Genomic DNA, 26,231 nt, shown 5'->3' on the forward strand with positions numbered 1-26,231 from the left:
GGTGGGGGCGCAGCGATTTCGCGCGACCTCGATTGCGCCCGGTCCCCGAGGAGAGCGAGAACCAGGCATGCGCGACGCGACAGCGACGTCTCGTCGGATTTCGTGGCGAGTTCCGTCCGCCGGGTGCGGCCGGGCGGACTTGTTCGCCGGCCACGTGGGTAGATCGTCGGCGTGACCGAACGAGGCGCGATCGAGGACTGGGACACCCGGCTGGGTTGGATGAGCGCGCTCGTTTCGGACGACGAGGTCGCCCATCGCCGCGCACTGGACCGGTATCTGCGCGTGACGCGCGACATGCGCGAGGCGCGCGAGGCCTACGACACCATCGTGTTGCGGGTCCCGCGCTCGGTCTCCGCCGAGGAGGGCGCGTGGCGGCGATTTCGCGAAGCGTGGCTGCTCACCCCCGACGCCGCGCTGCTCGCCGGGTCGCCCCCGCCGGCCGAGGTGCCGGACTGGGGCGGGTTGCCGTACGCGCTGACCTATCTCGAATGGGAGGCCCGATTCCCCGCCGAGTGGACCCGGCACGCCAAGGTCTGGAGCACCAAGCAGCGCTTGATCCGGCTGCTCGCCGTCCCCGGCCACCACGGCCCGGCCCGGGCCCGGCTGCTCGACCTGGTCGAACTCGTCGTCTACCGGCGACACCGCTGCAAGGACCGCGACTACTCCCGGATCGCCCGCGTGGTCGACGGTGACGACCTCCGCGCCCGACTGGAGAAGGCCCGCGTCTCGGGTGAGTCGTGGACCCGCGACCAGGCGGGCCACGTGTTGTGGCTGCTGCGCAATCCGCAGGTCCCGATCAACCGGACGAACTGGTTCCGGTGGTTGTCCGCGAAGGCCGGCGCGGGCGACCCGCTCGACATCGGGGCGGAGGGCTTCATCGGACACCCGGAACAATCGCGGCCCCGCGAACACCCGGAGCACCCCGGACACGCGCAAGGCCCCGAACACCCGGACACCCCGCCCCCGAACGCACCTTCGGACCTCCCGTCGAACACGCCTTCGGACCCGACCACGAACCCGCCCGACGCCCCACCGAATCCCCCGCCCACCACCCTTCCCCCCACGCACAGCTGACGAGCCGTCATTCTCGGTACACGGAGCGGCTTCCCGCCATAGGTTGTGCTGCAACATCGGCAACAACCATTCGGGGGCGACATGGGTCGAGCCGACCCACGCGCGACGCGCCGCGTCGTGATCCACGACGAAGGTGCGTCCACCGAGACCACCGCGCGAACACCGATTCCGGGCAACCCCCCTTATTCGCACCCGAATTCGTCCCCCCATCCGTACCCGGAGCCCCGCGAATCGGGGACTCCCGAAACGGAGGCCGCGATCCGGTGACCGAGGCTCCCGCAACCCCCACCCCGACCCCCACCCCACCCCACGTCCTGGTCGTCGACGACGACCCCTCCATCCGCCGAGCCCTGGAACGCGGCCTGCGCCTGGCCGGATATCACGTCACCCTCGCCGCCGACGGCACCCGCGCACTGGACCTGATCGAGCCGGCCGTGCCCGCCGCCGCCCCCCAGGTCGTGGTCCTGGACGTGGCCATGCCGGGGATCAGCGGCATCGAGGTCTGCGCCGAACTGCGCGCCCGGGGCACCGCGACCCCCGTGCTGATGTTGTCCGCCCGCGACGAGACCGCCGATCGCATCGCGGGCCTGGAGAGCGGCGCGGACGACTACCTGGTGAAACCCTTCGATCTGCGCGAACTCGACCTGCGGCTGCGGGCGTTGCTGCGGCGCAGACCCCCCGGTGCGGTGGGCGAGGCGCCGCTGCGGGTCGGTCCGGTCGCGGTGGACGTGTCCGCGCACATCGCCACCTGCGCCGGCGTCCCGCTCGACCTGACCCGTCGCGAGTTCGCCCTCCTGGAGGTCTTCACCCGCAATCCCGGCCTGGTGCTGACCCGCGATCAACTCCTCGACCGCGTCTGGGGTTACGACTTCGACGTACGCACCGACGTGGTCGACACCTTCGTCAGCTACCTGCGCCGCAAGCTGGAGGCGGACGGCCGGCCGCGCGTGCTGCACACCGTTCGCGGCGTGGGCTTCGTCCTGCGGGCCGGCGGCGGTCCCGGATGAAGCTCTCCACGCGCGTCGCACTGTCGGTCGCCGTCCTGGTGCCGCTGCTCGTGCTGGGCGCAGGCACCCTCGTGGTGCACTGGGTCCGCGCCGACCTGTTGGCACGTCAGGATCAGCAACTCCAGCAACGTGCCGAGCGGTTGACCCCGCCCGCCCGCGCGCTGCTGCGGACCGACCTGGATGTGCGCCAACAGGCCCTGCGCACCCGGCAGTACCGCGTGCTCAGCATGGCGCTCGACGTCGGCGTGCGGGTGGACACCCCGGACGGGCCGCTGATGGTCGGCCCGCAACCACCGCAGACCACGACGCTGCCCGCCCGCGCGCCGAATCCGGTGACCGTACACGCCGGTCGGCTCTCGTGGCGGATGGTCACCCGGCCGCTGCCGACCGGGCCGATGTACGTGTTCCTGCCCTCGGGCGAACCCGAGGCGCAGGCCGCGCTGTTGCGTCGGCGGGTCTATGTGGTGACGGTGTTCACCGTACCGCTGTCCGCACTCGCCGGGCTGGCCGCCGGGACCGCGGCCACCCGGTCGCTGCGCGCGCTGCGCCGGCGCGCGGCCCGGCTGGATCCGGACGACGGCACGCACGAGGCGGTACACGTACCGTCGGGCGTGGTCGAGGTGGACGAACTCGGCCGCACCCTCGACGACGTGCTCGGCCGGTACGCCGAGCAGACCGCGCGCACCCGTGAAGCCCTGGAGACCGCGCGCTCGTTCGCGGCGACCGTCGACCACGAACTGCGCGGCCCGCTGACCGGGATGCGCACCGACCTGGAGGTGCTGACCACCTATCCGGACCTGGCCGCGGCCGAGCGTGAGGACGTGCTCGCCGACCTGTGGGTGGGCCACGAGCGGGTGTTGTCCGTCCTGGCCGCGCTGCGCGCCCTCGCGCAGGGCGACCTGGCGGACGCGACGGCGTTCGAGGCGGTGGAACTCGGCGAGGTGGCGCACGCGTCCGCCCGGGGCGCGCCCGCCCACCGGCCCGGCGTCGAACTCCCGGTGGAGATAAGGGTGGAGGCGCCGCACGAGGTGGTCGTGTACGGACTCGCCGCGGGACTGCGGCTGTTGGTGGACAACCTGGTGTGCAACGCACTGGTGCACGGCGCGAGTCGGGTCCTGGTGAAGGTGCTTCCCGGGCTGGACTGCGGCGTGGTGTGCGTGGACGACGACGGGCCCGGGATCGCACCGGAGTTGCGCGACGTCGTGTTCGAGCGTTTCCATCGCGGCCCCGGCAGCGGTGGTGCCGGACTGGGTCTGACCCTGGTCGCACAACAGGTGGCGCTGCACGGCGGACGGGTCACGGTGGGCGTCCCGCCGACCGGCCGAGGCACCCGGATCGAGGTCGTGCTGCCCCTGCGCGCCGACCCGGCCGCCGCCCGCGAACGCGCCTGGCTCGGCGTCCTGGGCCGCATGCGCGACGAAAGCCGAACGGCGGACCGGGAGAAACCCGAATCCGCGAGCCCGCCCCGCGCCGCTCTCACCGCCCCCGCCGTGCCGCAAACCCGATCCGCATCCGCATCCGCCGGAAATTCCCGCTCCCCGACGGCCCGTTCACAGGAAACCCACAAGGAACGCCCCTAGCCTCCTGCTACGCCGTGCCCGCCCGGGGTGGGGCGGGCCCGGCGTTTCGGGGAGGCCGCGGATGCCTGAACCCCACCGCAGGCGAGGAACCTTCCTCGCCGCCTCGACAACCTCGGGGGCGTTGTGCACCTCGCCCCCCGCGTATGCGGCAACGCCCGGTGGCGGCGGCCACCGGACGACCGCGCAGCCCTCGTGGCACCCGTGCGAGACCGACCTCGGGGCGGTCTCGACACGGTGTGCCGAACGAGCGGTGAGTCCGGCCGGGTGAGTCGCGGCCTGGCGCTGCCCGGGACGGCGGCGTGCATGCTCGCGGCAGTGATCCTGACCGTCATCGGACTGACCGCGTGTGGCGACGCGACCAAAGGTGGTCCGGGCACGCTCGAGTTGGGGACCACGGGGCCCGCGGCCGCCCCCCGATCCGTCCTGCCGTCCACGTTCGCCTCGCTCGTGTCCGGCCCACGGTACGTCGTCCGCCCCGCACCCGCGGCGGCGGAGATCCCGACGCCCTGAACCTACGGACGGTCCCGTGGGCCGGTGTGGGAACGCGCGGATCCCGGAGGGGGAGATCCGCCCGTCCCGCACCGGCCCTGCCCGTCTCAGACCGGCCCTGCCCGTCCGGCGACGGTCACAGCTGCAGGTAGCGCAATACCGCCATCACCCTTCGGTGATCGGTGTCCGAGGGCGGCAGGTCCAGTTTGGTGAAGATGTTCCCGACGTGCTTCTCCACCGCCCGCTCGGTCACCACCAGCTTCTTCGCGATCGCCGCGTTGGTGCGCCCCTCGGCCATCAGGCCCAGGACCTCGTGCTCGCGCGGGGTCAGCGTGTTCAGCCCGCCGCTGCGCAGGCCCGCGCCGAACAACTGGGTGACCACCTCGGGGTCGAGCGCGGTGCCACCGGCCGCGACCCGCTCCAGCGCGTCGGTGAAGTCGCGGGTGTCCACCACCCGTTCCTTGAGCAGATAGCCCACCCCCGCCGCGTTGCCGCCGAGCAGTTGGGCGGCGTAGCGGGTCTCGATGTACTGCGAGAAGACCAGCACGCCGATTCCGGGATGCTCGCGCCGGATGTCGATCGCGGCCCGCAGTCCCTCGTCGGTGTGCGTGGGCGGCATCCGGATGTCGACCACGCACACATCGGGTTTGTGCTCGGCCACCGCCGCCCGCAGCGCGTCGGCGTCGGGGACGGCCGCGGCCACCTCGTGGTCGCGGTCGAGAAGCAGTTGGACGAGGCCGTCCCGCAGGATGGCGGCGTCCTCGGCGATGACGATGCGCATGGGCTCGATCGTCCCATGCCCGGGCCGGTCCTCCGGCGGCCGGCTCAGCTGCGGATCGGCAGGTCCACCGTCACCTGGGTCGGCCCGCCGATCGGACTGTCGATGCGCAGTACCCCGTCCACCGTGCGGGCCCGCTCGACCAGTCCGGTGAGGCCACTGCCCTTGCCCGCGTGCGCGCCGCCGCGCCCGTTGTCGGTGACCGACAACCGCAGCAGGCCGTCGCGCACACTCACGTCGACGATCGCGGCGGTCGCGCCCGAGTGGTGCGCGACGTTGGTGAGCAGTTCGGCGGCGCAGAAGTACGCGATGGTCTCGATCGTGGCGGGCGGCCGGACCGGGATGTCGGTGCGCACCTCCACGGGCACCGCGCTGCACGCCGCCAGGGTGGCCAGCGCGGCGTCCAGGCCCTGGTCGAGCACCGGCGGGTGGATCCCCCGGGCGAGGTCGCGCAGTTCCACGATCGCCTCCCGGGCGTTGCCGAGCGCGGTGTCCACGAGGGTGCGGGCGCGGTCCACGTCCATCGGGCGCTCGGTGTCCTCGGCGTCGAGCTTCTCCCTGGCCAGGCTCAGGTTCATCGCGAGGGCGACGAGTCGGGCCTGGGCGCCGTCGTGCAGGTCGCGCTCGATCCGGCGCAGCGTGGCGGCCGAGTCGTCGACGGCGATCGCGCGGGTCTCCTCCAGGTCGGCCATGCGCTGGGCGGCCTTGCTGGGTCCGAGCAGGGCGGGGATGAGCAGGCGGTCGAGCAGTACGACGCCTCGGACCGCCCACGGCGCGAGCAGCAGGATCAGTACGCCCGCCACGGACACGACCAGTTGCAGCGGCAGGGTGTCGAAGTACAGGTCGTTGATCTGGATCCCCGAGTGGTGCACGACGCCGTCGGAGTCGGTGACGTGCGGGTCGAAGGCGGCCATGAGCAGCGGATAGACCAGCAGGACCAGCCCGTTGCCCCAGAACATGCCGGTGACCATCACGATGACCACGCCCAGCGGGAGCTTGAGCACGGTGTACGCGACCGCCCGCCAGCCCTCGGTGTTGCCGAGCGCGGATCCGAGCAGCCCGAGCGGGCCGGGCCGGCGCCGGAAGCGGCGCAGCGGCGGTACCTGGACGCCGAGCATGGCCCGGGCCAGGCCGCGGTGCACGCCGCCCCACGCGCGGGCGCCCATCACGAGCAGGGCGAGGAGGGGCAGGCCGATCAGGGTGACGGTCAGGAGGATCCCGAACGCGGCGAGCATGAAGGCGACGCCGAAACCGAACACCGCGAGCGGGAAGGTGAGGATGGCGTAGCCGAACTCGGCCCATGTTCGTCGGGTGAACGGGGCCTTCAGGAAGGTGGGCATCGGCATCCTCGGGGTGCTGCGGACGTGACGGTGGAGTGTGCCCATGCTCTCCGGCACGGGGACGCGGATGCGAGGGTGACAGCCCCCGACGTCACGGTTCGGTTTGCCCCACCTCCCATCACGGACATTGTGCCGCGCACTCCGGCGGCGACCGGTCGCCGCGTCCCCGAGGGCCGCGCCGTGCCGGGTTTCGTTCACCGCCCGGCGCGGGCCGCTCCCGTGCGTACCGCCTCGGCGACCGCGTCGGCCAGGGGGCCGGTCTCCTCGGCGGTGAGGGTGGCCACGGTGATCCGAAGGCCGGGCGGCGAGGTGATCCGGTAGCGCGCGCCGGGGGCCACGACCCACCCTCGGGCGAGCAGGCCGGCGACGGCGGCGGTCTCGTCCCGGACCTCGATCCACACGTTGAACCCGGTGTCGCCCACCGCCCGCACGCCCCGCTCGCGCAGCGCCTCGATCAGCCCGGTCCGGCGCGTCCGGTACGCCTCCCGGGCCGCGCGGATGTGTGCGGCGACCTCGGCGGAGGTCCACGCGTGGGCGACCGCGTGCTGGAGCGCGTGGCTGACCCAGCCGGGGCCGAGCCGCTGCCGGCCGATGATCCGGTCGATCGTGATCGCGTCGCCGGCCACCGCGGCGCAGCGCAGGTCCGGCCCGTACGCCTTGGAGGCGGAGCGGATGTGCGCCCAGTGGGTGGTGATGCCGGCGAGGGTGTGCAGGTCGCGGCCGCAGATGTCGTTGCCGTGGTCGTCCTCCAGGAGCACGACTCGCGGGTGCGCGGCCAGGATCGGGCGCAGCGCGGCGGCGCGTTCGGCGGACACGGAGGTGCCGGTGGGGTTGTGCGCGCGGGCGGTGACCACGAACGCGCGGGCACCGGCGCGCAGCGCGTCCTCGGTCGCGGCGGGATCGGGCCCCTGGTCGTCGACGGGGATCGGGCGCGGGGTCAGGTTGAGTGCGCCGAGCAGGTCGAGCAGGTTGCCCCAGCTCGGGTCCTCGACCGCGACCAGGTCGCCGGGGCGCAGGTGTGCGGTGAGCGAACGCTCCATGCCGTCGAGCGCGCCGGAGGTGGCGGCCAGGTGGTCGGTGGGCACGCCCACCGCGTCGAGCACGGTGCGGGCGGCGTCCTCGAACGGCGGGTACAGCGCGCCGTGGACGTACAGGGGTCGCCAGTGGCCGGGCTCGGGGAAGACCGGCGAGGGCAGCAGCGCGGGGTCGGGCTCGCCGCTTGCCAGGTCGCGCGCGCCGGGCGGCACGCTCGGGCCCAGGGTGGTGCGCTGCGTGGTGGCCGGGCGGGCCCGGATGCGGGTGCCGGCTCGGCCGTGGGTCTCCACGATGCCGCGTTCGCGCAGGGTCCGGTAGGCGGCGGCGACGGTGTTGGCGTTCACGCCGAGTTCGGCCGCGAGCGTGCGTACGGGTGGCAGCGCGTCGCCGGGGGCGATCTCGCGCGCGTGCAGGTCGCGCTCGACGGATGCGGCGATGTCGGCGGCGGTACGACCGGTGGTGGCCATGCTTCTCCTGCGTCCTGGGCACATTCCGGGAGGAGGTTATGCCGTTGACAGCCTCCCCAGGTCCGGCTTTATTGTACTACTCCAAAGAGGGTTTTGAACTAGTACAAAGGATCTTCGCGATGGCCGAGTATCCCGTCACCGCCGCCACCTCCCCGAAGCGTCACCGCGACCGCATGCGCTACGACGCCGACACGGTGCACGCGATCCTGGACGCCGGCTTCATGGCGCACGTCTCGTTCACCGTCGGCGGCCGGCCCCAGTTGATCCCGCTCGCGTTCGGACGCGACGGGGAGCGCCTGTACCTGCACACCTCCAGCGGCGGGCAACTCGCCCTCGCGGCCCGGGCGAGCGGCGCCGAGGGTGTGCCGGTGGCGATCTCGGTCACCCACATCGACTCGGTGGTGCTCTCCCGCTCGGCGATGCACCACTCGGTGGACTACCGCTGCGTGATCGCGCACGGCCCGCTCGTGCACGTCACCGACCCCGACGAACAGCTGCACGCCTACCGGGTGATCATCGACCACCTGGTCCCCGGCCGCGCCGACGACGTACGCGCGCCGAGCCCGAAGGAGAACGCGCAGACCACGGTGTTGCGCCTGGACCTGGACCAGGTGGCCGCGAAGGTCCGCGACCACGGCCTGGCCGAGGACCCCGACGACCTCGACCTCCCGCACTACGCGGGCGTGGTCCCCCTCACCACCACCCGGGGCCCCATCCGCCCCGACCGCGCCGACCAGGACGTCCCGCCCTACCTGGCCACCTGGCTCGGAGCCTCCTGACCGGTGCGCGGTGCGGGCCGACGCCGCCGTCGGCGCCCCGTCAGTCGTGTTCCACCCGGGCGGCGATGCGGCAGGTCAGGGCGATGGCGACGACGAACACACCTGCGGTGACCGCGAGTTGCGTGGTGGGAAGGTCGATCCTGTCGTGGCGGGCGGCGTCGGTGAGCACCTTCAGCACGCGTGCCGCCGGGCTGCCGGGGGTGACCAGGGCGGCGAGGGTGAGCAGCGCCGCGATCGGGACGGCGTACGCGGCTCGGCGCAGCACCGGACGGTTCGTCAGCGCGCCGATCGCGACGCCCGCCAGGATGGTGACGAACTGGGCCATCGCGCCGGCGGCGAGCGCCTCGCCCCGGCTGACGCCGTGCGTGGCACGGTTGGCGATGTCGTTGGTGCCGGCGGCGAGCGCGCCGGTGCAGATCGCGGCGAGCAGGCAGGTCAGGGTCAACGCGACGAGCAGCCCGGCCAGGTGCGCGCGCCCGGGCCCGACCGCCGCCGAGGCGGTGTGCCGGGCCGCCGCGGGCTCGACCGTGACGGCCACGCGCGTCAGCCACACCGCGACCGGCATGATCGCGGCCGCCGCCCACGCGAACGAGGACAGCAGCGGATCGCCGCCCGCCACGCCGATGCCCATCACGGCGGCGTAGAGCAGGACCGGCGGCACCCACCGATACGAGAGCAGCAGCAGCGCCGCCTGATAGCGCACCACGGCGGAGATCACGCGCCGTCTCCTTCCCGATGGACCGCCCGGACGCTGATCCCGGGCACGGCGGTGAGCAGATGCCGCAGCAGCGCGTCGGAGTGCGCGGTACTGCTGTGCAACCGCACCACGCCGGGCCTGCTCTGCTCGCGGACGGGATCGCCCGGGAGTCGGTCCAGTTCGGGGCTCGGCCCGGTGTCGATGTCGATCAGCACCCGGATCGCCTGGGCCTCGGGAATCGCCGCGACGACCGCGCCCGCCTCGACCCGATAGGTCTCGTACACCTCGTCGGCGAGCCGTCGGGGGTCGTGGTCGACGAAGACCACGGTGGCGCCCGCTTCGACGCGTTCGACCACGCAGCCGTCCAGGACGTCGCGCGAGGGCTGGTCGAGCCCGGTCCACGCCTCGTCCAGGACCAGCAGATCCGGTTCGGCCAGGAACGCCTGAGCCACCGCCACCTTTTGGCAGGTGCCCTTGGACAACCCGCGCAGCGGCGCGCGTATCTTGTCGGCGAAGCCGAGGCGTTCGGCCCACTCGTCCGCGCGGCGCCGGCTCTCCCGGCCGGTGAGGCCGTGCAGTCGGCCCAGGTGGGTCAGGTATCGCCGGGCGGTGAACGGCAGTTCGGGCGGGAAGCGCTCGGGGACGTAGGCGGCCGTGCCGCGTTCGGTGACGCTGCCCGTGGTCGGCTCGCACACGCCGGCCACCACCCGCAGGAGAGTGGACTTGCCGCCGCCGTTGCCGCCTTCGACCCGGATCAGCGCGCCGCGCGGCAGCTGCAGGTCCACCGCGCGCAACACCCACGGGCCGCGCAGGCCGTATCGCTTGCCGACACCCGTCAGGTGCACCGCCGTCCCCCTTCGCCGAACCTCGGCAGCAGACCTTACGGCAGCACGGGGGCCGGCACACCCCGCGGCCGGCCGGGCAAGGGAGCCAACTGCCTTGGCCGGCAGGGGCCGACGCGCGAACGGGCCCGTCGCCGAGGCGACGGGCCCGTTCTGGTGAACTCCGGTGCGCGGTGCCCTACAGGTCGGTCTTGGAGACCTTCGGGGCCTCCGCCTTCAGCTTGGCCCCGGCCGCGTTGGGGACCGGGTCGGGCTGCTTTTGGCAGACCGCGTCGGCCGGCCCGTGGCCGTTGCCCTTCGGGGTCTTCCCGGTGATCAGGTACTCGTTCAGGTAGTTGTCCAGGCAGGTGCTGCCGCTGAGCGAGATGCCGTGGTTGCGCCCGCCCTGCTCGACCACGAGGGCCGAGTCGCGCAGCAGGCGGTGCATGGTGACGCCACCCTCGTACGGGGTCGCGGCGTCGTTGGTCGCCTGGAACAGCAGCGTCTTGGGCAGCTTGTCGTTGGCGACGTTCACCGGCTTGAGGCTGCTGGTGGGCCAGAACGCGCACGCCGCGTTGAACCAGACGTTGTTCCAGGTCAGGAACGGCGCCTTGGCGTAGGTCTTGACCGCGTCCCGGTGCCAGGTGGCCCAGTCCTTGGGCCACGCCGCGTCCCGGCACTGGGTGGCCAGGTAGCCGCTGTTGATGTTGTCGTTGCCGGGACTGGCCGCCGCCAGGTCCTCGTAGGCGGTACGCAGCGGACCGGTGACGTGGTCGACCGCGTAGCCCGAGAAGCCCTCGGCCAACTCGGCCCAGAAGGCGTCGTTGTAACCGCCCTGCGCGAACGCGTCCTCGAGTTCGGAGGCGCCGACGACACCCTCGGCCGGCGTCTTCTCCAGTGACGCGCGCATCGCGTACCAGGCCTTCTCGACCTGGGCCGGGTCGGTGCCCAGGCGGTAGTTCGCGTCGTACTTGGCGACCCAGGCGAAGAACGCCTTCATGTTGGCGTCGAACGCCACGTCCTGGGTCAACTGGCCGCCGTACCAGACGCTGTCCCTGCTCGGGTCGACGATGCTGTCCAGTACCAGGCGCTTGACCCGGCTCGGGAACAGCTTGGCGTAGACCGAGCCGAGGTAGGTGCCGTACGAGTAACCGAAGTAGCTGATCTGCTTGGCCCCGAGCGCGGCGCGGATCGAGTCCATGTCCGCGGCCTGGGCCGGCGTGTTCATGTACTTCAGGAAGTCGCCGTACTTCTCACCGCACGCCTTGGCGAAGGTGTACACCCGCTTGATGTTGGCGAATTCGTCGCCGAAGTCGTTCGGGACGGTGCTCGGACGGACCGGGTTGTTGAAGCCGGGGACGCAGTCCAGGTGCGGTTCGCTCGCGCCGGCGCCGCGGGGATCGAAGCCGATCACGTCGAACTGCGCGGCCACCTCGGGACGCAGGTTCTTCGCGACGTAGCCGGCCAGACCGCGGCCGGGCGCGCCGGGACCGCCGGGGTTGACCAGGAGCGGGCCGAGCGACTTGGCGGCGGTGTGCGGAATCCGCGACACCGCGATCGTGATCTTCTGCCCGCCGGGACGACTGTGGTCCATCGGGACCTGCAACGAACCGCATTCCAGCGTCGGATAATTCGAGCTGCCGCAGCTCTTCCAGGCGATGGGGGTGGACGCGGACTCCGCCGAGGGTGCCGGGGAGTCGTCCGCCAGGGCCGGTGGGGCGAGGGTCAGGAGCCCGCCCACCAGTGTCGTGGCGGCTGCGAACGCGACGAGAGTGTGTCTCTTCACGTGGGTGTTCCTCCATGTGACGGAGCTGTCACGAGTGACATCGACGCCGCAGATGCTGCCGTGCGGAGGACCGATGCGACGAGGGGACGGTCGGTACGGAACGGAAATCCTTGCCAAGGAGAGTGGTTACCGTTACCCAAATTTTGGGTTTGAACCGCGATACGTCCGTTTGGCCGCTTATATCGGCTACCTGACGGGCAGTCAGCCGCGTGCGGACCGTATCCGACGCGCGTAGCGGCGCCGGTGGTCGGCTCCCGTCCGGGCGCGGGACGGGCCCTCGTCGGGCCCGACCCGCGATCCGCCGGCCGTGCGGGTGAATCAGCCCCGATACGGCGGCGTCTGGCCCCAGTCCCAGCGCGGCATGGGTGTTTCGGGCAGGGGCGGCGGGTTGGGGCCGGAGTAGATGATCGCCATCCGGGTGCCCCACTCGAGGTAGTAGGCCAGCACCCCCCGGAACTCCGGGTCGGCGGGCAACTCCACGTCGTCGGCCGTCTCCAGGAGCAGCGCCACCCAGCGTCGCCGCTGTGTCTCGTCGATCCCCCGGCCCAGGTGCTTCGAGGCCATGTGCCGGTGCCCGCCCGACTCGGTGCTGTAGCGCGCCGGGCCGCCGAACACCTCGGCCAGCCACGACGCCACGTGCTCGGCGTGGTGCGCGTCCATGCCGGCGAACACCGGGGCCAGGATCTCGTCCTTCGCCACCCGCTCGTAGAACGTGGTGAACAACTTCTCGAACGCGGGCGCGCCGCCCGCCCATTCGTACAGCGTCGGCGTCGACCCGCCCCGGCCGGCCACCTCGGTCACCGCGTAGTGCCGCATCTCCTCGATCGCGGCCACGTACGGCCGGATCGCGGCGAGGAAGGCGGCGAAGTGCGGGCCCTCGCGGAAGCCGTTCAGGTGCTCGTCGGTCGAGGTCCAGCGGATGCGCAGGATGTACGCGGACGGCTCCTCCGCGCATCGGCTCAACTCGTAGTCCACACACTCCGGCGCGGCCGCCAGCGACTCGGCCGCGCGGGCGTAGGCGGCCTCGAATGCCCCGGCCTCCGCCTCGGCGATCGTGTAGCGGATGTATTCGACGATCATGAACGGTCCCCCATGCCACGCGCTGGTTCGATCGCGTCAACCATAGGCAGGATCACCGGCGCGGTGATCATCGACGCGACCCGATTTCGCGGACCGCGTATGGGTGCAGCACGCACGCCGGGCACCGTGAAGCGCCGAAACCCGTCCCCCGGTCCCGCCGGGCGCGACGCGGCGGGATCGGGACGGACGGGTCCCGGGCCGGCCCGGGTTGGCGGGCCGACTGCGGGGTGCGGCGGATCGGACGATGCGCCCCGCAGAGTTCGGCGACGATCTTTTCATACTTACTCGACGCTGCGCCGGTTGCTCCCGCACCGGGTTTGCGGCACCGGCCCGCGGGTGCCGTGGCGCGGTCGATATCGGCACAGCCACCGCAAAGGATGCACTATCCGAAACGCCCCATCCAACCGGTGTGATCGAAGGGATGGTCATCCGCGCGCCGACGTCTCCCGCAGCAGTGCCATCGTCCGCGACCACGCGTCGGCCGCCGCCTCCGGCCGGTACGTGTCGCGCTCGTCGCGGAAGAACCCGTGCGGGGTGTCCGGGTACAGCACCACCTCGTGCCGCGTGCCCGACTCGGCCGACTCGCGGGCGATCCCGGCGCGGTCCTCGCCCGTGTACAGGTGGTCGCCCTCGCCGTTCAGCACCAACACCGGCGTACCGTGCCCCGCGACGCGCGGCGTCAGCCCGATCGTCGGCTCCGGCCGGCCCAGCGCGATCTCGCCCGTGGTCAACCACCCCGGATAGAACGCCACGAGCGCCGCCAACGGCATCTCCGTCGCCGCGTAGTACGCGATGTGCCCGCCCGCGCTCAACCCCACCATCGCCGTGGGCACATCCCCCTCCGGGCCGAACCGTCGGCCCGGATGCGCAATCGCCGCCTCGACATCGGCCCGCACCCCGCCCCGGCCGAGCCCTCCGACCAGCGCGAGCCCGCGGGCCCGTCCCTCTCGCGGCCCGACGGCAGGGGCCGTCCTACCCCCGAACACCCGCTCCCCACCCACAAACGTCTCCGCCACCCGCGTCGACCCGATCTCCCCCACCGCCCCCGCGAACGGATCCCGGTCCAGCACCACCAGGTCCGCGTGGTTTCCCACCACGATGCTCCCGGTGTCGTCGAGGTGGTTCACGTACGCGCTGCCCGCCGTATACGCCGCCAGCGCCGCGTGCAGATCCAACCGCTGCTCCGGGAGGAACGCCGGGGCGTCCGACCCGAGCACCCGCCGGTTCACCGCCACGTGGATCCCGTGCAGCGGATCGGGGCTGGACACCGGCCAGTCGCTGCCGGCGGCCAAGGTCGCGCCGCTGCGCGCCAGTTCGCCGAACGGGTACTGCCACGCGGCCCGCTCCGCGCCCAGGAACGGAATGGTCAGCGTGTCCATCTGCGGCTCGTGCGCGGCCCACAGCGGCTGCATGTTGGCGCTCGCCCCGAGTGCGCGAAAGCGCGGGATGTCGTCCGGGTGCACCACCTGGAGGTGGGCGAGGTGCGGCCGGGTGTCCTTCCAGCCGTTCGCCGCCCGCATCGCCGCGACCGCGTCCAGCGCCTCCCGCACCGCGCGGTCGCCCAGCGCGTGGAAGTGCACCTGGAAGTCGTGCGCGTCCAGGGCCGTGACGTAGCCGCGCAGCGCCCGCGGATCGATGAAGCTGATCCCGCTGTTGTCCGAGGCGCAGCCGCACGAGGTGAGGTAGGGACTGAGCATCGCGGCGGTGAAGTTCTCCGCGATCCCGTCCTGCATGATCTTGACCGTCCGGCAGGACAACCGCCCCCGGGTACCCGCCGCACGCCGCGCGAGCAGGTCCTCGATCTGCTCGGCCCCACGATCGCGCTCCCACCACAGCGCGCCGACCACCCGGGCGGTGAGTTGCCCTCGGTCCACGGCCGTCAGGTACGCGGCGCTCGCGTCGGTGACGTTGGCGTGTGCGCCCAGGAGCGCGTCCTGCCACGCGGTGATGCCGAGCGAGTGCAGGACCGCCTGCGCCCGCAGCAGCCCGGCGACCTGGTCCTCGGTGGTCGGCGGGGGCAGCAGTCGGCCGACCAGGTTCGCCGCCCCCTCCTGGAGCACGCCGGTCGGCTCGCCGTCGGCATCGCGCTCGATCCGCCCGTCGACCGGATCGGCGGTGTCGCGGGTGATGCCCGCGAGGCGCAGTGCGAGGTTGTTCGCCCAGGCGCCGTGGTGGTCGCGGTTGGGCAGGTACACCGGCCGGTCGGGGACGATGTCGTCGAGCATCGACCGGTGCGGCAGCCCGCCGGGGAATGCCTCCATCGACCAGCCGCCGCCGGTGATCCACTCGACCCCGGGATTGCTCTCGGCGTACTCCCGGATCACCCGCCGGTAGTCGGCGACCGTCTCGTGCTCGGACAGGTCGCACTGCCCCATCTCGATGCCGCCGCCCACGGGGTGCACGTGCGCGTCCTGGAAGCCGGGGATCAGCAGCCGGCCCGCGAGGTCCACCACCTCGGTCGCGGCTCCGATCAGTTCGCGCACCTCGTCGTGCCCGACCGCGACGATGCGCCCCTCCCGCACGGCGACCGAACTCGCCCGTCCCCGCGCGCCGTCGACGACGTACACCGGCCCACCGGTGAAGACCAGGTCGGCGGCCACCGAGGCCGACGCCGGACGAGTGTTGACGGTGGTGGTGGTGGTGCTCATGCGTTTCCCCTGGTCTTGAATGCGTCGAAATCGGCGGCGTCGTGGTAGCGGTCCATCGGCAGTTCGATCGCGTCGGCGTCGGTGCCGCGACCGGTCTCGAAGTAGGGCGACTTGCGGACGTATTTGGCGTAGGCCGCGAAGCCCAGCCCGGCGAGGATCACCGCCATCGGTACGGAGAACATGAACCAGCCGTTGTCGGGGCTGAGTTCGAAGCCGTCGCTCATGGTCAGATAGTCGTAGGAGAGGTATGCCCCGACCCCGAGCAGCGCGAGGCCGCTGAGCGCGGGGATGACCACCGCCCGCACTCCCTCGCGCGGATCGGTGCGCAGCGTCGGCCCGAAGCGCACGGCGCACGCGATGGCGGTGAGGCCGTAGTAGAAGGCGACGATCAGGCCGATCGAGTTGACCGCGGCCAGGATCATGTCGTTGAGCTTGGGGATGCCGATCGCCAGGACGGCGGTGCCGGCGGCGATCGCCATGATCAGCACCGTGCCGATCGCGGGCGAGCCGTAGGTCGGGTGGATGCGGGTCCACACCTTGCCGAGCGTCTGGTCCCGGCCCATCGCCAGCATGCCGCGCGCGGTCGGGATGACCCCGGACTGGAGCGAGGCGATCGCGGAGAAGATCAGCGCCAGCAGCGGCAGGCTCGCCCACGGGTCGGCGGCGAGGTGGGCGCCGAGGAAGGTCAGGCCCTGCGGGCCGTTCTCGGTCATCTCGGGCACGGTCATCACCCGCTGGAAGGCGATCGCGCCGAGCAGGAACATGCCGAGCATCACGAACAGCGCGATCAGTCCGCCCCGGGCCGAGTCCTCGGGGTTCTTGGTCTCCTCGGTGACGCTGAAGGCCGCGTCCCAGCCCCAGAAGAAGAAGACCGCGAGCACCAGGCCCTGCGCGAAGTGCGGCGCCGAGTCGATCTCGAAGGGGTCGAACCAGGAGAACGAGAACGGCTGCTCGCCGACCGCGATGGCCCAGCAGCAGAAGACCAGCAGCACGCTGTACTCGAAGACGAGCAGGAAGGTCTGGAGCCGGGTGGCCTGGTGCACGCCGGTGACCGCGAGCACGGTGACCACCACGAGTACGACCAGCCCCAGCACCGTGCTCAGCTTGGTCGAGTTCGGATCCAGGGCCGGCCCGACGAACTCGTGCCACCCGGCCTTGTTGGCGAACTGGAGCAGCACCGAGCCGGTGATCGCGCTGGTGTAGGCGAGGAAGATGATCGACCCGGCCAGGGCGACCCAGCCGGTGAGGAAGCCGGACCACGGGCCGATCGACTTGCCGACCCAGACATAGCCGCTGCCGCAGTTGGGCTCGACCCGGTTCAGGCGGGCGTACGCGCCGGCGATACCGAGCATGGGCAGGAACGCGATCAGGATGATCACCGGGGTGCTCGACCCGACGGTGGCGGCCAGGCTGCCCATGCCGACGCCGATGCTGGTGGTGGCGGCCGTGCTGGACGCGGCGACCGCGACACCGTCGACGACACCGAGCGACTTGCGCAGCGCGGGTGGGCCGTCGTCCCGGGGCGGGTTCGTTGACATCGGCGCTCCAAGGAGGGCGAAAGCTGGTGGAGGGGTGGACGCCGATGAAACAGCTTGCGTCAGAATTACGTCAATGGTGTTGACGTAAGGTGGATCCCGAATGGCGGGCGCGGCTTCGGAGGAGCGAATGGACCGGACAGCCGAGACGAATGCATCGAACAGGGCAAAGCAAACACAATCGAACACGACAGGGCAACCAACTCGGACAAATCGCGTCGCGGGCGAGCGCCGTCGCCGCAGGCCGACCAAGTCCGGGAGCATTTTGTCCGAGGATGTCATCGTCGAGTGCGCCGTACGGCTGATCGGTCACCACGGCGCGGAGGCCCTGACCGTCCGCAGGCTCGGCGCCGCCCTCGGGTGCGACCCGACCGCCGTCTACCGTTATTTCCGCAACACCGACGATCTGCTCCTGGCCATCGCCGACTTCCTGATCGGCGAGACCTTGACCGGCTACCGACCCGGCCCCGACTGGGTGGCGTCACTGCGCGAACTGGGCCTGCGGGTCCGGGACGGCCACCTGCGTCATCCGCGCGTGGCCATCGTCGCCGCGGCGCGGGTCACCCGGCGGCACAACGAGTTCCGGGCGGTGGAACTGGGCGTCTCCCTGTTGCTCTCGGCCGGCTTCTCCCCCGCCGACGCGGCCCGCTACTACCACGTGTTCATCGACACCGTGTTGGCCCACGCGGCGTTGGAGGCGTCCTATGCCGCGCTGGCCCCCGAGGTGCGCGAGGCCGACGACCGGTCGTGGGAGGAGACGTACCGGATGTTGCCCGCCGCCGACTACCCGGCCATCGGCGCGGTACGTCCGCACCTGGCGGCGGGGATGTCGGGCAGCCCCTTCGAGGACGTCCTGGACCTGCTGCTCGAATCGCTCGCCCGCCGGGTGTGAATCGGCCCGCGCCGACCCGGCCGCCCGCGCCGCAGGCTGCGCCGCTCGGCGACAACGGCGGCGGGAAGTGCCACCACCCGTACCGTGATCACCAGCAGACCCTGTGTCAACAGCACAGGCGGGTACACGCGTCGTGGGGGTGCCGCAGACTCGATAAGGTGGCGCGTGTTTTCAGACTTCACCACTCCCACGGGGGATCCGTGCTGATCGAGAAGTTCATGCATGGCGTCGTGGCGCCCACCGCGAAGGCGATCTACCGCCCGCGCACCGAGGGCCGCGAGAATGTACCGATGACCGGCCCGGTCATCATCGCCAGCAACCACCTGTCGTTCGTCGACAGCGTCGCGATCCCCGTGGTGATGCCACGCAAGGTGTCGTTCCTCGCCAAGGCCGAATACTTCGACGGCCCAGGACTCAAGGGCCGGGTCAGCAAGGCCTTCTTCACCGGCATCGGCGCCGTCCCCGTGCCCCGAGGCGCACACACCGCGGCGAAGGCCGCCCTGGAGACGGCCCTTTCGGTACTGGAGCGCGGTGACGCGTTCGGCATCTACCCCGAGGGCACCCGCTCGCGCGACGGCCGGCTGTACCGGGGCCGGACCGGCGTCGCGTGGCTGGCCCTGGCCGCGCGGTGCCCGGTGGTCCCGGTCGGGATCATCGGCACCGACCGGGTCCAGCCGATCGGCTCGAACATCCCCAAGCTGTCCCCGCGCGTGCTCGCCCGCTTCGGCGAACCGCTCGACTTCTCCCGCCACTACGGGCGGACCGACGTGGCCCGGGCCCGGCGCGAGATCACCGACGAGATCATGGAGGCGATCCAGAAGTTGTCGGGGCAGGACTACGCGGGCGTCTACAACGAGACGGCCGCCGAGGTCTGAGCCGCCGGGCGCCCCGTGCCCACCCGGACCGGGAGGCGCGGGGCGTTGCGGACCAAAGCGCCGACCGGGTCCGCGGGCGGCTCAGCGCACGCGGCCGTCCCAGCTCCACGCACCGGCCGACACCCGTGGCCTGCCGGGCAGTTCGCCCCGGCCCGTGCACCACAGCAGGGTCGCCGCCGGCGCCGCCCCCGGCGGGGCGTCGGGGAACAACCGGGTCAGCGCGGGGCCGGCGATGTCGTCCGGGGGCGTCCAGGCGATCCCGAGGGCCCGGGTGATGTCGTGTGTGTGCATCAGCAGTTCGACCACACCCATCGCGGCGAAGCCGGTGCGATCCGCGTGTCCCCACGGGTGCCACGCGCGCGCCTCGGGCGGGGCCTCGCGCACCGTCGTGGCGAGCAGGGTGCCGGCGATCCGCAGTCCGTCCAGGCACGCGCCGATCGGCGCCCGCGGGTCGAGCGACGCGAACAGCGTGATGTAGCGGTCGGTCGGTCGGGCGATCAACAGGCCGGTATAGCCGACCAGACCGAGTGCGAGGTGGTCGAGCAGTTGCCGGGACGAGCGTTGCTCGTCCGCGGGGCGATGCCAGGCGGACGGGTCGGCGGTGGGTGTGGTCGCGGCCGCTCGGGCCAGTACGTCGAGGCAGGTCGCGGTGGCCCGGGTGACCGCGTCGGACCAGGTGGGCGCCTCGGTCGCGGGCACCCCACGCCCCGCGTCTTGCGTCGCGGAGGCCGTCGTCGCGACCGCCGTCGTCCCGGGGCTCACCCGCGCAGCCCTTCGATCACCCGCGCGTATCCGTCGGCGCCGTGCCCGGCGGTGATCGCCCGCTCGGTGTAGGCGCGGTACAACTCCGGCAGCGCCGTGTCGACGCCGCGGTCCCGGCTCGCGTGGACCAGGTGGTCCATCGTGGCCAGGTGCACGTCCAAGGTGGCGTCGTCGCCGGGGTAGGCGCCGGCGTCCACCTGGGCGGCGTAGTGCCCGATGAAGCCGGTCACCGCGTGTGCCGGCCAGCGGTTGGCGATCGGCGTGAAGTCCGCCGCCTTCACCCCGTCGGCGCCGACCACGGCCGAACCGTGCAGCCAGCCGGTCAGGGTCGCCCACATCACGCCGAGCAGGGCGGTGTCGTACAGGCTCGCCACGCCCGCGTCCGGCCCCAGGTCGAGCGGGTCGCCGAGGGCCCGGAGCGTGTCGACGTGCCGGGCGAACGCGGCGGCGTCGCCGCTGTACAGCAGCATCGACTCGGGCCGGCCGATCCCGGGCGGCGTGGACATGATCGCGCCGTCGACGTAGGCGGCTCCGAGTCGGGCCGCCCACACCGCGGCCTCGCGGGCCTGTTCGGGCGAGCCGGAGCCGAGGTTGACGACGGTCCGGCCCGCGAGCGCGGCCTCGTCCGCGGCCAGGGTCGTGTACATCGCGTCGTGGTCGAGCACGCAGACCACGATCAGCGGGCTCGCCGCGATCGCGTCGGCCACGGTCTCGGCCCGAACCGCACCCCGCGCGACCAGGTCCGCGGCCTTCGCCGGGGAGCGGTTCCACACCGTGGTGGGGTGCCCCGCCGCCCGGAATGCCTCGGCGAGCGCCCGGCCCATCGATCCCATCCCGATGACCGTCACGGCTTCGTGGTTCATGTGCGTCCTTCGTGCTTCGTCGTTCGGCAGTCGTCGTCGTCGATCGGTCGGTGGGTGGGTCGGTCATCAGGTCCATGCGCGGCCCCGATCCGCCCCCCGTTCGCCCGATCCGGACCACCCTCGCAGCGCCGAAACCGCGCCGACAGTGGCAGGAATGCCTACGATCGCAAAATTCCTGCCGCCGACGGGCTAGGCTGTCCCGTCATGAACGACGACCGTCCGCCGACCCCCGCCCGCCCCGTGAAGCGGGGGTCGGGTCCGGGATCCGTGGCCGTCGCGGTGGTCGACGACGCCGCCATCCCGACCTGGGACGTCTACGAACTCGCGATCGCCTGCGCCGTGTTCGGCACCCCGCAGCCGGAACTCACGGACACCTGGTACGACTTCCGCGTCTGCGCGGAGAGCCCCGATCCCGCGCCCGAGGCATCGGTGACCGAGGCGCCCGGCTTCTCCTTCGGCATCCGCACGCCCTACGGCTGGGATGCCCTGGCCGGCGCGGACACCGTGATCGTGGCGGCCGTCCCGCAGGAGTGCGTCGACCACGACGTCGACCTGCCCGCCCCGTTCCTGACCGCACTGCGGGCCGCCGCCGACGCCGGCGCGCGCATGGTCTCGCTGTGCACCGGCGCCTTCGCCCTCGCCGCCGCCGGCATCCTGGACGGCCGCCGGGCCACCGCACACTGGGCGCACACCGAGCAACTGGCCCGGCGCCACCCGGAGGTCACCGTCGACGACAGCGTCCTGTACGTGGACGACGGCTCGGTGCTGACCAGCGCCGGCATGACCGCCGGCCTCGACCTGTGCCTGCACATCGTGCGCACCGACCTGGGCGCGCACATCGCCAACCAGCTCGCCCGCCGCCTGGTGGTGCAGGCGCACCGTCCGGGCGGACAGGCCCAGTTCGTGGACCTGTCCGTCCCGGCCGGCGACGACGAGGGCTTGGCCCCGGTACTGCACTGGGCCGGCAGGCACCTCGACCGCCCGCTCACCGTCGACGACCTCGCCCGCCGGGCCCGGATGAGCCCCCGCACCTTCTTCCGCCGGCTCCAGGCCGCCACCGGCACCACCCCGCTGCAATGGCTGCTCAACCAGCGCCTCGCCCGCGCCCAGTCCCTCCTGGAGACCACCGACCTCCCGATCGAACAGATCGGCGAGCACAGTGGCCTCGGCACCGCCGCCAATCTCCGCCACCACTTCGCCGCGCGCCTCGGCACGTCCCCCGCGGACTACCGCCGAGCCTTCCGACCGTGAACCGCGCCCGCGACGGACGCCTTCCGGGCGCGATCACCTCCCGCGCCGATGTCCGCGCCAAACCCGTCACCCGATGCGAAACGTCCCCCCGGGCGGCGCCGGCGATACCGTGGCCGTCTCGTCGGTGACCGGCGCCCCGTCCCGCGAGAACACCCGCGCCTCGATGCCGGACAACACCCGGGCCGGCATCTCGTCGCCCGCGGTCCGCCGGGCCAGCGAGGACACCGGCAGCGGCGCCGTGGACGCGACCACGACGAGGTTGCCGAAGCGCCTGCCGCGCAGCACACCCGGCTCGGCCATCAGCGCCACCTCGGGGAACACCGAGCGCAGGGTGGCCACTTGCGCCCGGGCGAAGTCGAGCTCGCCACCGTCGGCGATATTGGCCGCGTACACCCCACCCTGCCGCAGCACCCGGGCCACCTCGACGGCGAACTCGCGCGAGGTGAGGTGCGCGGGCACCTGCGCGCCGCCGAAGACGTCGGCGATGATCAGATCGGCCGAGTCCTCGGGGCGCGCGGTCAACTCCTCGCGGGCGTCGCCCGTGCGTACGTCCACCGCCGCCCCGGCCGGCAGTGGCAGGTGTTCCAGGACCAGCGCGACGAGTTCGCCGTCGAGTTCGGCCACCGTCTGCAACGAGCCGGGCCGGGTGGCCGCGACGTAGCGGGGCAGGGTCAGGCCGCCGCCGCCCAGGTGCAGCGCGGCGAGCGGTTCGCCCGGCGCGGCGGCGAGGTCGACGACGTGCCCGAGCCGTCGGGTGTACTCGAATTCCAGGTGCTCGGGCCGGTCGAGATCCACGTACGACTGCGGCGAATCGTTCAGCGTGAGCAACCACGCGCGAGGCCGGTCGATGTCGGGCATCAGCAACGCCGCGCCGAGATCGGTCGCCCGCCCCACCGGGATCGACTCCGGGGCTTCCTGCTGGTCCTGATCGTCGTACATGGATCGATTCTCTCGCAGCCGGGACACCCCACCCGCCGCACGCGGGCGCCGTACTTGGCATGATCGAGGAAGGCCGCGGCACGAAGCGTCGGGGACGTATCGCGGCGCCGACCGTGCGACCCGCGGCAGGCCCACCGACCCGGGAGAGCAGAGCCATGCAATTCACCAAGCTCGGTCACGCGTGTGTACGCCTGGTCACGCCGCACGGCACCGTCGTGATCGACCCGGGGGCGCTCAGCGACCCCGACGCGATGGTCGGCGCGGACGTGGTACTGGTCACCCACGAGCACTTCGACCACGTCGTCCCCGAAACGCTACGGGCGGCCGCGGCGGCGAACCCGGACCTGGAAGTGTGGACCAACCCGGCCGTGGCCGCGCAGTTCCCCGACCTGGCCGGTCGGATCCACGCGGTCACCCACGGCGACACGTTCGAGATCGGCGGCGCGCAGGGCGTGTCGGTGCACGTGTACGGCGAGCGGCACGCGGTGATCCACCGCGACATCGAGGTCATCGACAACGTCGGCTTCCTGATCGCGGGCGAGGTCTTCCACCCGGGCGACGCGCTCACCATTCCGGAGGAGAGCACGCCCACCCTCCTGGTCCCGGCCGGCGGCCCCTGGCTCGCGCTGCGCGACGCGGCCGACTTCATCCGGGAGGTGGATCCCGCCCGTGCCCTGCTGATCCACGACGGCGTGTTCAACGACACCGGGCTCGCCATGACCGAGCGCCTGCTGGGCCAACTCGCGGGGACCGACAGCCGCTCCGTACGGCGCCCGGTCGACGGCGAGGGCATCGAGCTCGCGACGGGCTGATCCGGGCGCGATCGGTGTATCCGCTTCGTCGCGGTGCCGTCACACTCTGGTACCCGCCCGGGCCCGCCACTACCGTGACGAACATGACCGCCGACGACGGCAGACCCGAGAACCAATGGCCGGTACCCCCGCCGTGGATGTGGGGTTGCCCGGAGTGTGTGCGCCTGTACCGCCGGATGAAACGGGTCCAGGAGGAGACCGACGAGCGGCGCCGGAGCGGCGATCGCGGCGTCGATCACGACCCGCTGGACAGCATGATCGGATCCCGGATCCGCCTGGCCCGGCACCTGGTCACGGGCCACCGCGAGCATCTGCCGGACTGGACTCCGGGCTGCGAGCGTTGCGCCTGGCACCATCGCATCCTGGACACGAGCCCCGAACCGCGCCATCCGGGCGGCGCCGCCGCGATGGTGGCCGCGGAGCATCGGGCCTTCCACCTGTTCGTCCCGCCCCGGGTGGTCGGACTGATGTAGGCACCCGTCACCGCGCCGTCCGCCGTGTCCGCCGTAGGGTCGTGGGGTCACGGTGGGCGGGTCGCGGGTGGGGAGAGATCGACGGAGCACGGGGGCGTGGATCAGGGACACCCTGTCGGGGTCCGGGCCGAGGTGGAATCGGACCTGCCCGGCGGGCATTTCGGGCCGGCGGGGCCCGGGCGGCGGCAGGACGCCGCCGAGGCGTGGCGGTTGCGGGAGCACACCGCGCGACTGGTCGCCCTGGACACCCGGTTCGGCGCCGGTGAGCTGCTCGGGCCGGCCGTCCGCGCGGCCGACGCGGCGGGGCGGGCCGTCCTGGGCGCGGCCCCGTCCCGGGACCGGCTCGCCGCCGTGGCGGAGGCGGATCAGCTCGCCGGGTGGCTGGCGTACGACGCCGACCGGCAGCCGCTCGCCCGGCGGCTCACCGCACGGGCGGTGCGGATCGCGCGCCTGGCGGGCGACCGCTCCGCCGAGCACTTCGCGCTGTCCCAGCTCGCCATGCAGGCCATCCACCTGCGCCGGCCCGACGTGGCGCTGCGCATCTGCGACGACGTATTGCGGGACGAACTGCCGCCAGGCGTGCGGGCGTTGTTCGGAATGCGCCGGGCCCGCGCGGTCAACCAGTACGGCGAACACGCCGCGGCCCGCCGGCTGATCGCCGAGACGTACAGCCGCCATCTCCAGGGCCCCGGAACCCGCGATCCGGCCTGGGCGTGGTGGCTGGACGCCGCCGAGATCACCTGGCACCACGCGATGCTGCATGCCGACAACGGGGACTGGACGCGCGCGATCCCCCTGTTCGAACAGGCCGCGGCGGGGCGGATCCCGGGCAGTCGCACCGCGCACAACGACCACGCGTACCTGCTGCACGCCTTTGCCCACACCCGCGCCTGGTCCGACGCCGCCGACCTGCTGACCACGCGTGTACTGCCGGCGCAGCCGGGCGTCTCATCGGCCCGGATCACCCACCTCCTGGCCGACTCCGCCCGGCTGTTGCACGTCCCGGGTCGCCGTACGGCCGGCCGCGACCTGGCCCACGAGCTGCGGGCCGGGCTCACCCGAAGCGCACCTCGGACGGGTGGGGGGTGACGAACGTGAGCAACCGGGCCGCCTCCGCCTCCAGCGCCTCGCGCGAGGCGGCGTCGATCGGCCGGAACGGTTGCAGTTCGAGGACCAGCGGCGTTCCCGACGTGGCGCCCGCGGCGGCCGAACCGGCCGTCACCGGCTTGCCGCCCCGGGTGAGCCGCCACATGCCCGCGACGAAACCGTCCACCAGGAACGTGGCGCGGACGATGCCGTTGACCGTGAACAGCCGCTTGCGATCCGGCTCCGAGACGATCCGCGTACGTTCCGCGTGGGACAGCAGCACGTTGTCGAACTCCGGCAGGAAGCGCGGCGGCGCGGGCGTGTCCTCGGCCGGCAGCGGCGCGTCCGGGATGTCGTACAACACCCGGCCGGCCTCATCGCGGTGGGCCACCAGGTTCGGCAGCAGCCGCTCGACCACCTCGCGCAACCGGCCGAGCCCGGACCAGGCCTGTACGTCGGCGACGGTGGCCGGACCGAACGCCGCCAGGTAGCGCAACACCATCGCGTCGGGCGCGGTGTCCGTACCGAGCGGGCGGCCGAGCCAGTGCTCGGCGGTGGTGCACGCGGACTGCCCGCTGCGCCCCCACAGGGCGCGCGGCGGCACCTGGACCAGCGCCGCCCGACTGCGCAGCGCATGCGCCAGCGCCGCCGGGTTCTCGTCGGGGAACCGTTCGCCGAGCGCGAGCCCGAGTTCCTTGGCGGTGAGCGCTCGCTCGACCATCAACTCGCGGCCGGCGGCGACGAGTCGACCGACGTCGATGGTGGACTCGCCCAGCCCGTGGAGGGGTTTCCGGTACAGGTCCGCGTCGTAGATCGGCTGCACCACCGGCCGCAGTGCCAGGCAGTCGGCGGCCGTCACGAGGTGCACCGTGCCGCGCATCAGACCGACCCGGACCACCCGGCGATCGGTCAGCGCGTCGGCCAGGTCGGCGGGGTAGAACTCGGCGAGCCGGGTCCACAGTCCGACGTAGGGCGGATGTGGGGCCTGCGCCTGCATGCCGACCAGGTGGGTGATCGCCGCCTCGGCCGAGATCGGATGCCGCCGCGCCAACAACTGGCGCTCCAGCAGGGCGCGGTTGAGCCGACGGACGCTGAGCGTGGTGATCTCCATGCCCGCAGACTAGAAGCGAATGCGGACGAAAGCCTGCCGCAATGTCCTCAC

General features: G+C 72.6%; 24 protein-coding genes and 1 pseudogene. 11 read left to right on the top strand and 14 right to left on the bottom strand.

Going from position 1 to position 26,231, the window contains the following annotated elements; translation table 11 throughout:
- The first annotated feature begins 171 nt into the window (after positions 1-171).
- From B4N89_RS50615 to B4N89_RS01735, 4 genes are all read left to right on the top strand, one after another.
- Positions 172-1,074 carry a hypothetical protein gene (locus B4N89_RS50615; protein ID WP_201260772.1) on the top strand — a complete coding sequence of 301 codons (903 nt, stop codon included), beginning with the start codon at positions 172-174 and terminating at the stop codon, positions 1,072-1,074.
- Positions 1,075-1,337: 263 nt separating this feature from the next.
- On the top strand, positions 1,338-2,081 hold the full coding sequence (locus tag B4N89_RS01725; protein ID WP_078974096.1) for a response regulator transcription factor: 744 nt from the start codon (positions 1,338-1,340) through the stop codon (positions 2,079-2,081).
- Positions 2,078-3,661: a sensor histidine kinase gene (locus B4N89_RS01730; protein WP_078974097.1), complete on the top strand. Its 1,584-nt coding sequence runs from the start codon at positions 2,078-2,080 to the stop codon at positions 3,659-3,661. The genes B4N89_RS01725 and B4N89_RS01730 overlap by 4 nt, the downstream gene beginning before the upstream one ends.
- A gap of 264 nt (positions 3,662-3,925) precedes the next feature.
- Entirely contained in the window at positions 3,926-4,171 is a 246-nt protein-coding gene (locus B4N89_RS01735) for a hypothetical protein (RefSeq protein ID WP_078974098.1), read from the top strand.
- 115 nt (positions 4,172-4,286) lie between these two features.
- Here the strand turns inward: B4N89_RS01735 and B4N89_RS01740 are convergent, their stop codons facing one another.
- The 3 genes from B4N89_RS01740 to B4N89_RS01750 form a co-directional block, all read right to left on the bottom strand.
- Positions 4,287-4,931, bottom strand: coding sequence for a response regulator transcription factor (locus B4N89_RS01740; RefSeq protein ID WP_078974099.1), 645 nt, complete (start codon positions 4,929-4,931; stop codon positions 4,287-4,289).
- Positions 4,932-4,975: 44 nt separating this feature from the next.
- Entirely contained in the window at positions 4,976-6,268 is a 1,293-nt protein-coding gene (locus B4N89_RS01745) for a sensor histidine kinase (protein ID WP_235618427.1), read from the bottom strand.
- Between the two features lie 194 nt (positions 6,269-6,462).
- Complete coding sequence (locus B4N89_RS01750; RefSeq protein ID WP_078974101.1) at positions 6,463-7,770, bottom strand: aminotransferase class I/II-fold pyridoxal phosphate-dependent enzyme; 1,308 nt, start codon at positions 7,768-7,770, stop codon at positions 6,463-6,465.
- Positions 7,771-7,889: 119 nt separating this feature from the next.
- On the opposite strand from B4N89_RS01750, the gene B4N89_RS01755 reads away from it, so the two are divergent.
- On the top strand, positions 7,890-8,549 hold the full coding sequence (locus tag B4N89_RS01755; RefSeq protein WP_078974102.1) for a pyridoxamine 5'-phosphate oxidase family protein: 660 nt from the start codon (positions 7,890-7,892) through the stop codon (positions 8,547-8,549).
- Between the two features lie 40 nt (positions 8,550-8,589).
- Here B4N89_RS01755 and B4N89_RS01760 read toward each other — a convergent pair whose 3' ends face one another.
- The 7 genes and pseudogenes from B4N89_RS01760 to B4N89_RS01785 all read right to left on the bottom strand — a co-directional run bounded on the left by B4N89_RS01760 (position 8,590) and on the right by B4N89_RS01785 (position 17,119).
- The gene (locus tag B4N89_RS01760; protein ID WP_078974103.1) at positions 8,590-9,267 is read right to left on the bottom strand and encodes a hypothetical protein; all 678 of its coding nucleotides are present in this window, start codon (positions 9,265-9,267) and stop codon (positions 8,590-8,592) included.
- The gene (locus B4N89_RS01765) at positions 9,264-10,091 is read right to left on the bottom strand and encodes an ATP-binding cassette domain-containing protein (RefSeq protein ID WP_078974104.1); all 828 of its coding nucleotides are present in this window, start codon (positions 10,089-10,091) and stop codon (positions 9,264-9,266) included. Before B4N89_RS01765 ends, B4N89_RS01760 begins: the two co-directional genes overlap by 4 nt.
- 175 nt (positions 10,092-10,266) lie before the next feature.
- Positions 10,267-11,661: an alpha/beta hydrolase gene (locus tag B4N89_RS01770; RefSeq protein ID WP_414646403.1), complete on the bottom strand. Its 1,395-nt coding sequence runs from the start codon at positions 11,659-11,661 to the stop codon at positions 10,267-10,269.
- 510 nt (positions 11,662-12,171) lie between these two features.
- Positions 12,172-12,933, bottom strand: coding sequence for a group II truncated hemoglobin (locus tag B4N89_RS01775; RefSeq protein WP_078974106.1), 762 nt, complete (start codon positions 12,931-12,933; stop codon positions 12,172-12,174).
- A gap of 425 nt (positions 12,934-13,358) precedes the next feature.
- Positions 13,359-13,754, bottom strand: coding sequence for a dienelactone hydrolase family protein (locus B4N89_RS51150; protein ID WP_268812536.1), 396 nt, complete (start codon positions 13,752-13,754; stop codon positions 13,359-13,361).
- 144 nt (positions 13,755-13,898) lie between these two features.
- Positions 13,899-15,581 (bottom strand): annotated as a pseudogene (locus B4N89_RS01780) (amidohydrolase); the annotation flags it as partial.
- Positions 15,578-17,119 carry an APC family permease gene (locus B4N89_RS01785; protein ID WP_078974108.1) on the bottom strand — a complete coding sequence of 514 codons (1,542 nt, stop codon included), beginning with the start codon at positions 17,117-17,119 and terminating at the stop codon, positions 15,578-15,580. The pseudogene B4N89_RS01780 and the gene B4N89_RS01785, both read right to left, overlap by 4 nt.
- Before the next feature lie 262 nt (positions 17,120-17,381).
- On the opposite strand from B4N89_RS01785, the gene B4N89_RS01790 reads away from it, so the two are divergent.
- Complete coding sequence (locus B4N89_RS01790) at positions 17,382-18,008, top strand: TetR/AcrR family transcriptional regulator (protein ID WP_321170671.1); 627 nt, start codon at positions 17,382-17,384, stop codon at positions 18,006-18,008.
- A 200-nt stretch (positions 18,009-18,208) separates the two neighbouring features.
- Positions 18,209-18,883 carry a lysophospholipid acyltransferase family protein gene (locus B4N89_RS01795; RefSeq protein ID WP_235618428.1) on the top strand — a complete coding sequence of 225 codons (675 nt, stop codon included), beginning with the start codon at positions 18,209-18,211 and terminating at the stop codon, positions 18,881-18,883.
- 81 nt (positions 18,884-18,964) lie between these two features.
- On the opposite strand, the gene B4N89_RS01800 is transcribed toward B4N89_RS01795, so the two are convergent.
- Both B4N89_RS01800 and B4N89_RS01805 read right to left on the bottom strand, forming a co-directional pair.
- Positions 18,965-19,582, bottom strand: coding sequence for a hypothetical protein (locus tag B4N89_RS01800; protein ID WP_078979046.1), 618 nt, complete (start codon positions 19,580-19,582; stop codon positions 18,965-18,967).
- 59 nt (positions 19,583-19,641) lie between these two features.
- Positions 19,642-20,538, bottom strand: a complete 897-nt coding sequence (locus tag B4N89_RS01805) for an NAD(P)-dependent oxidoreductase (RefSeq protein WP_349679006.1) — start codon at positions 20,536-20,538, stop codon at positions 19,642-19,644.
- 237 nt (positions 20,539-20,775) lie between these two features.
- Between B4N89_RS01805 and B4N89_RS01810 the strand changes: the two genes are divergently transcribed.
- A complete protein-coding gene (locus tag B4N89_RS01810; protein ID WP_414646404.1) occupies positions 20,776-21,759 on the top strand; it encodes a GlxA family transcriptional regulator in 984 nt (327 codons plus the stop codon).
- Between the two features lie 66 nt (positions 21,760-21,825).
- On the opposite strand, the gene B4N89_RS01815 is transcribed toward B4N89_RS01810, so the two are convergent.
- Positions 21,826-22,698, bottom strand: a complete 873-nt coding sequence (locus tag B4N89_RS01815) for a spermidine synthase (protein ID WP_078974112.1) — start codon at positions 22,696-22,698, stop codon at positions 21,826-21,828.
- Between the two features lie 155 nt (positions 22,699-22,853).
- Between B4N89_RS01815 and B4N89_RS01820 the strand changes: the two genes are divergently transcribed.
- The 3 genes from B4N89_RS01820 (at position 22,854) to B4N89_RS01830 (ending at position 25,072) form a co-directional block, all read left to right on the top strand.
- Positions 22,854-23,510, top strand: a complete 657-nt coding sequence (locus tag B4N89_RS01820; protein ID WP_078974113.1) for an MBL fold metallo-hydrolase — start codon at positions 22,854-22,856, stop codon at positions 23,508-23,510.
- An 83-nt stretch (positions 23,511-23,593) separates the two neighbouring features.
- Positions 23,594-23,983 carry a hypothetical protein gene (locus tag B4N89_RS01825; protein ID WP_078974114.1) on the top strand — a complete coding sequence of 130 codons (390 nt, stop codon included), beginning with the start codon at positions 23,594-23,596 and terminating at the stop codon, positions 23,981-23,983.
- 96 nt (positions 23,984-24,079) lie between these two features.
- Positions 24,080-25,072, top strand: a complete 993-nt coding sequence (locus tag B4N89_RS01830; RefSeq protein WP_078974115.1) for a hypothetical protein — start codon at positions 24,080-24,082, stop codon at positions 25,070-25,072.
- On the opposite strand, the gene B4N89_RS01835 is transcribed toward B4N89_RS01830, so the two are convergent.
- Complete coding sequence (locus B4N89_RS01835; RefSeq protein WP_078974116.1) at positions 25,038-26,180, bottom strand: winged helix DNA-binding domain-containing protein; 1,143 nt, start codon at positions 26,178-26,180, stop codon at positions 25,038-25,040. The two genes, B4N89_RS01830 and B4N89_RS01835, sit on opposite strands and share 35 nt — an antisense overlap.
- Positions 26,181-26,231 lie beyond the last annotated feature (51 nt).

Source organism: Embleya scabrispora (genome assembly GCF_002024165.1).
Lineage (GTDB): Bacteria > Actinomycetota > Actinomycetes > Streptomycetales > Streptomycetaceae > Embleya > Embleya scabrispora_A.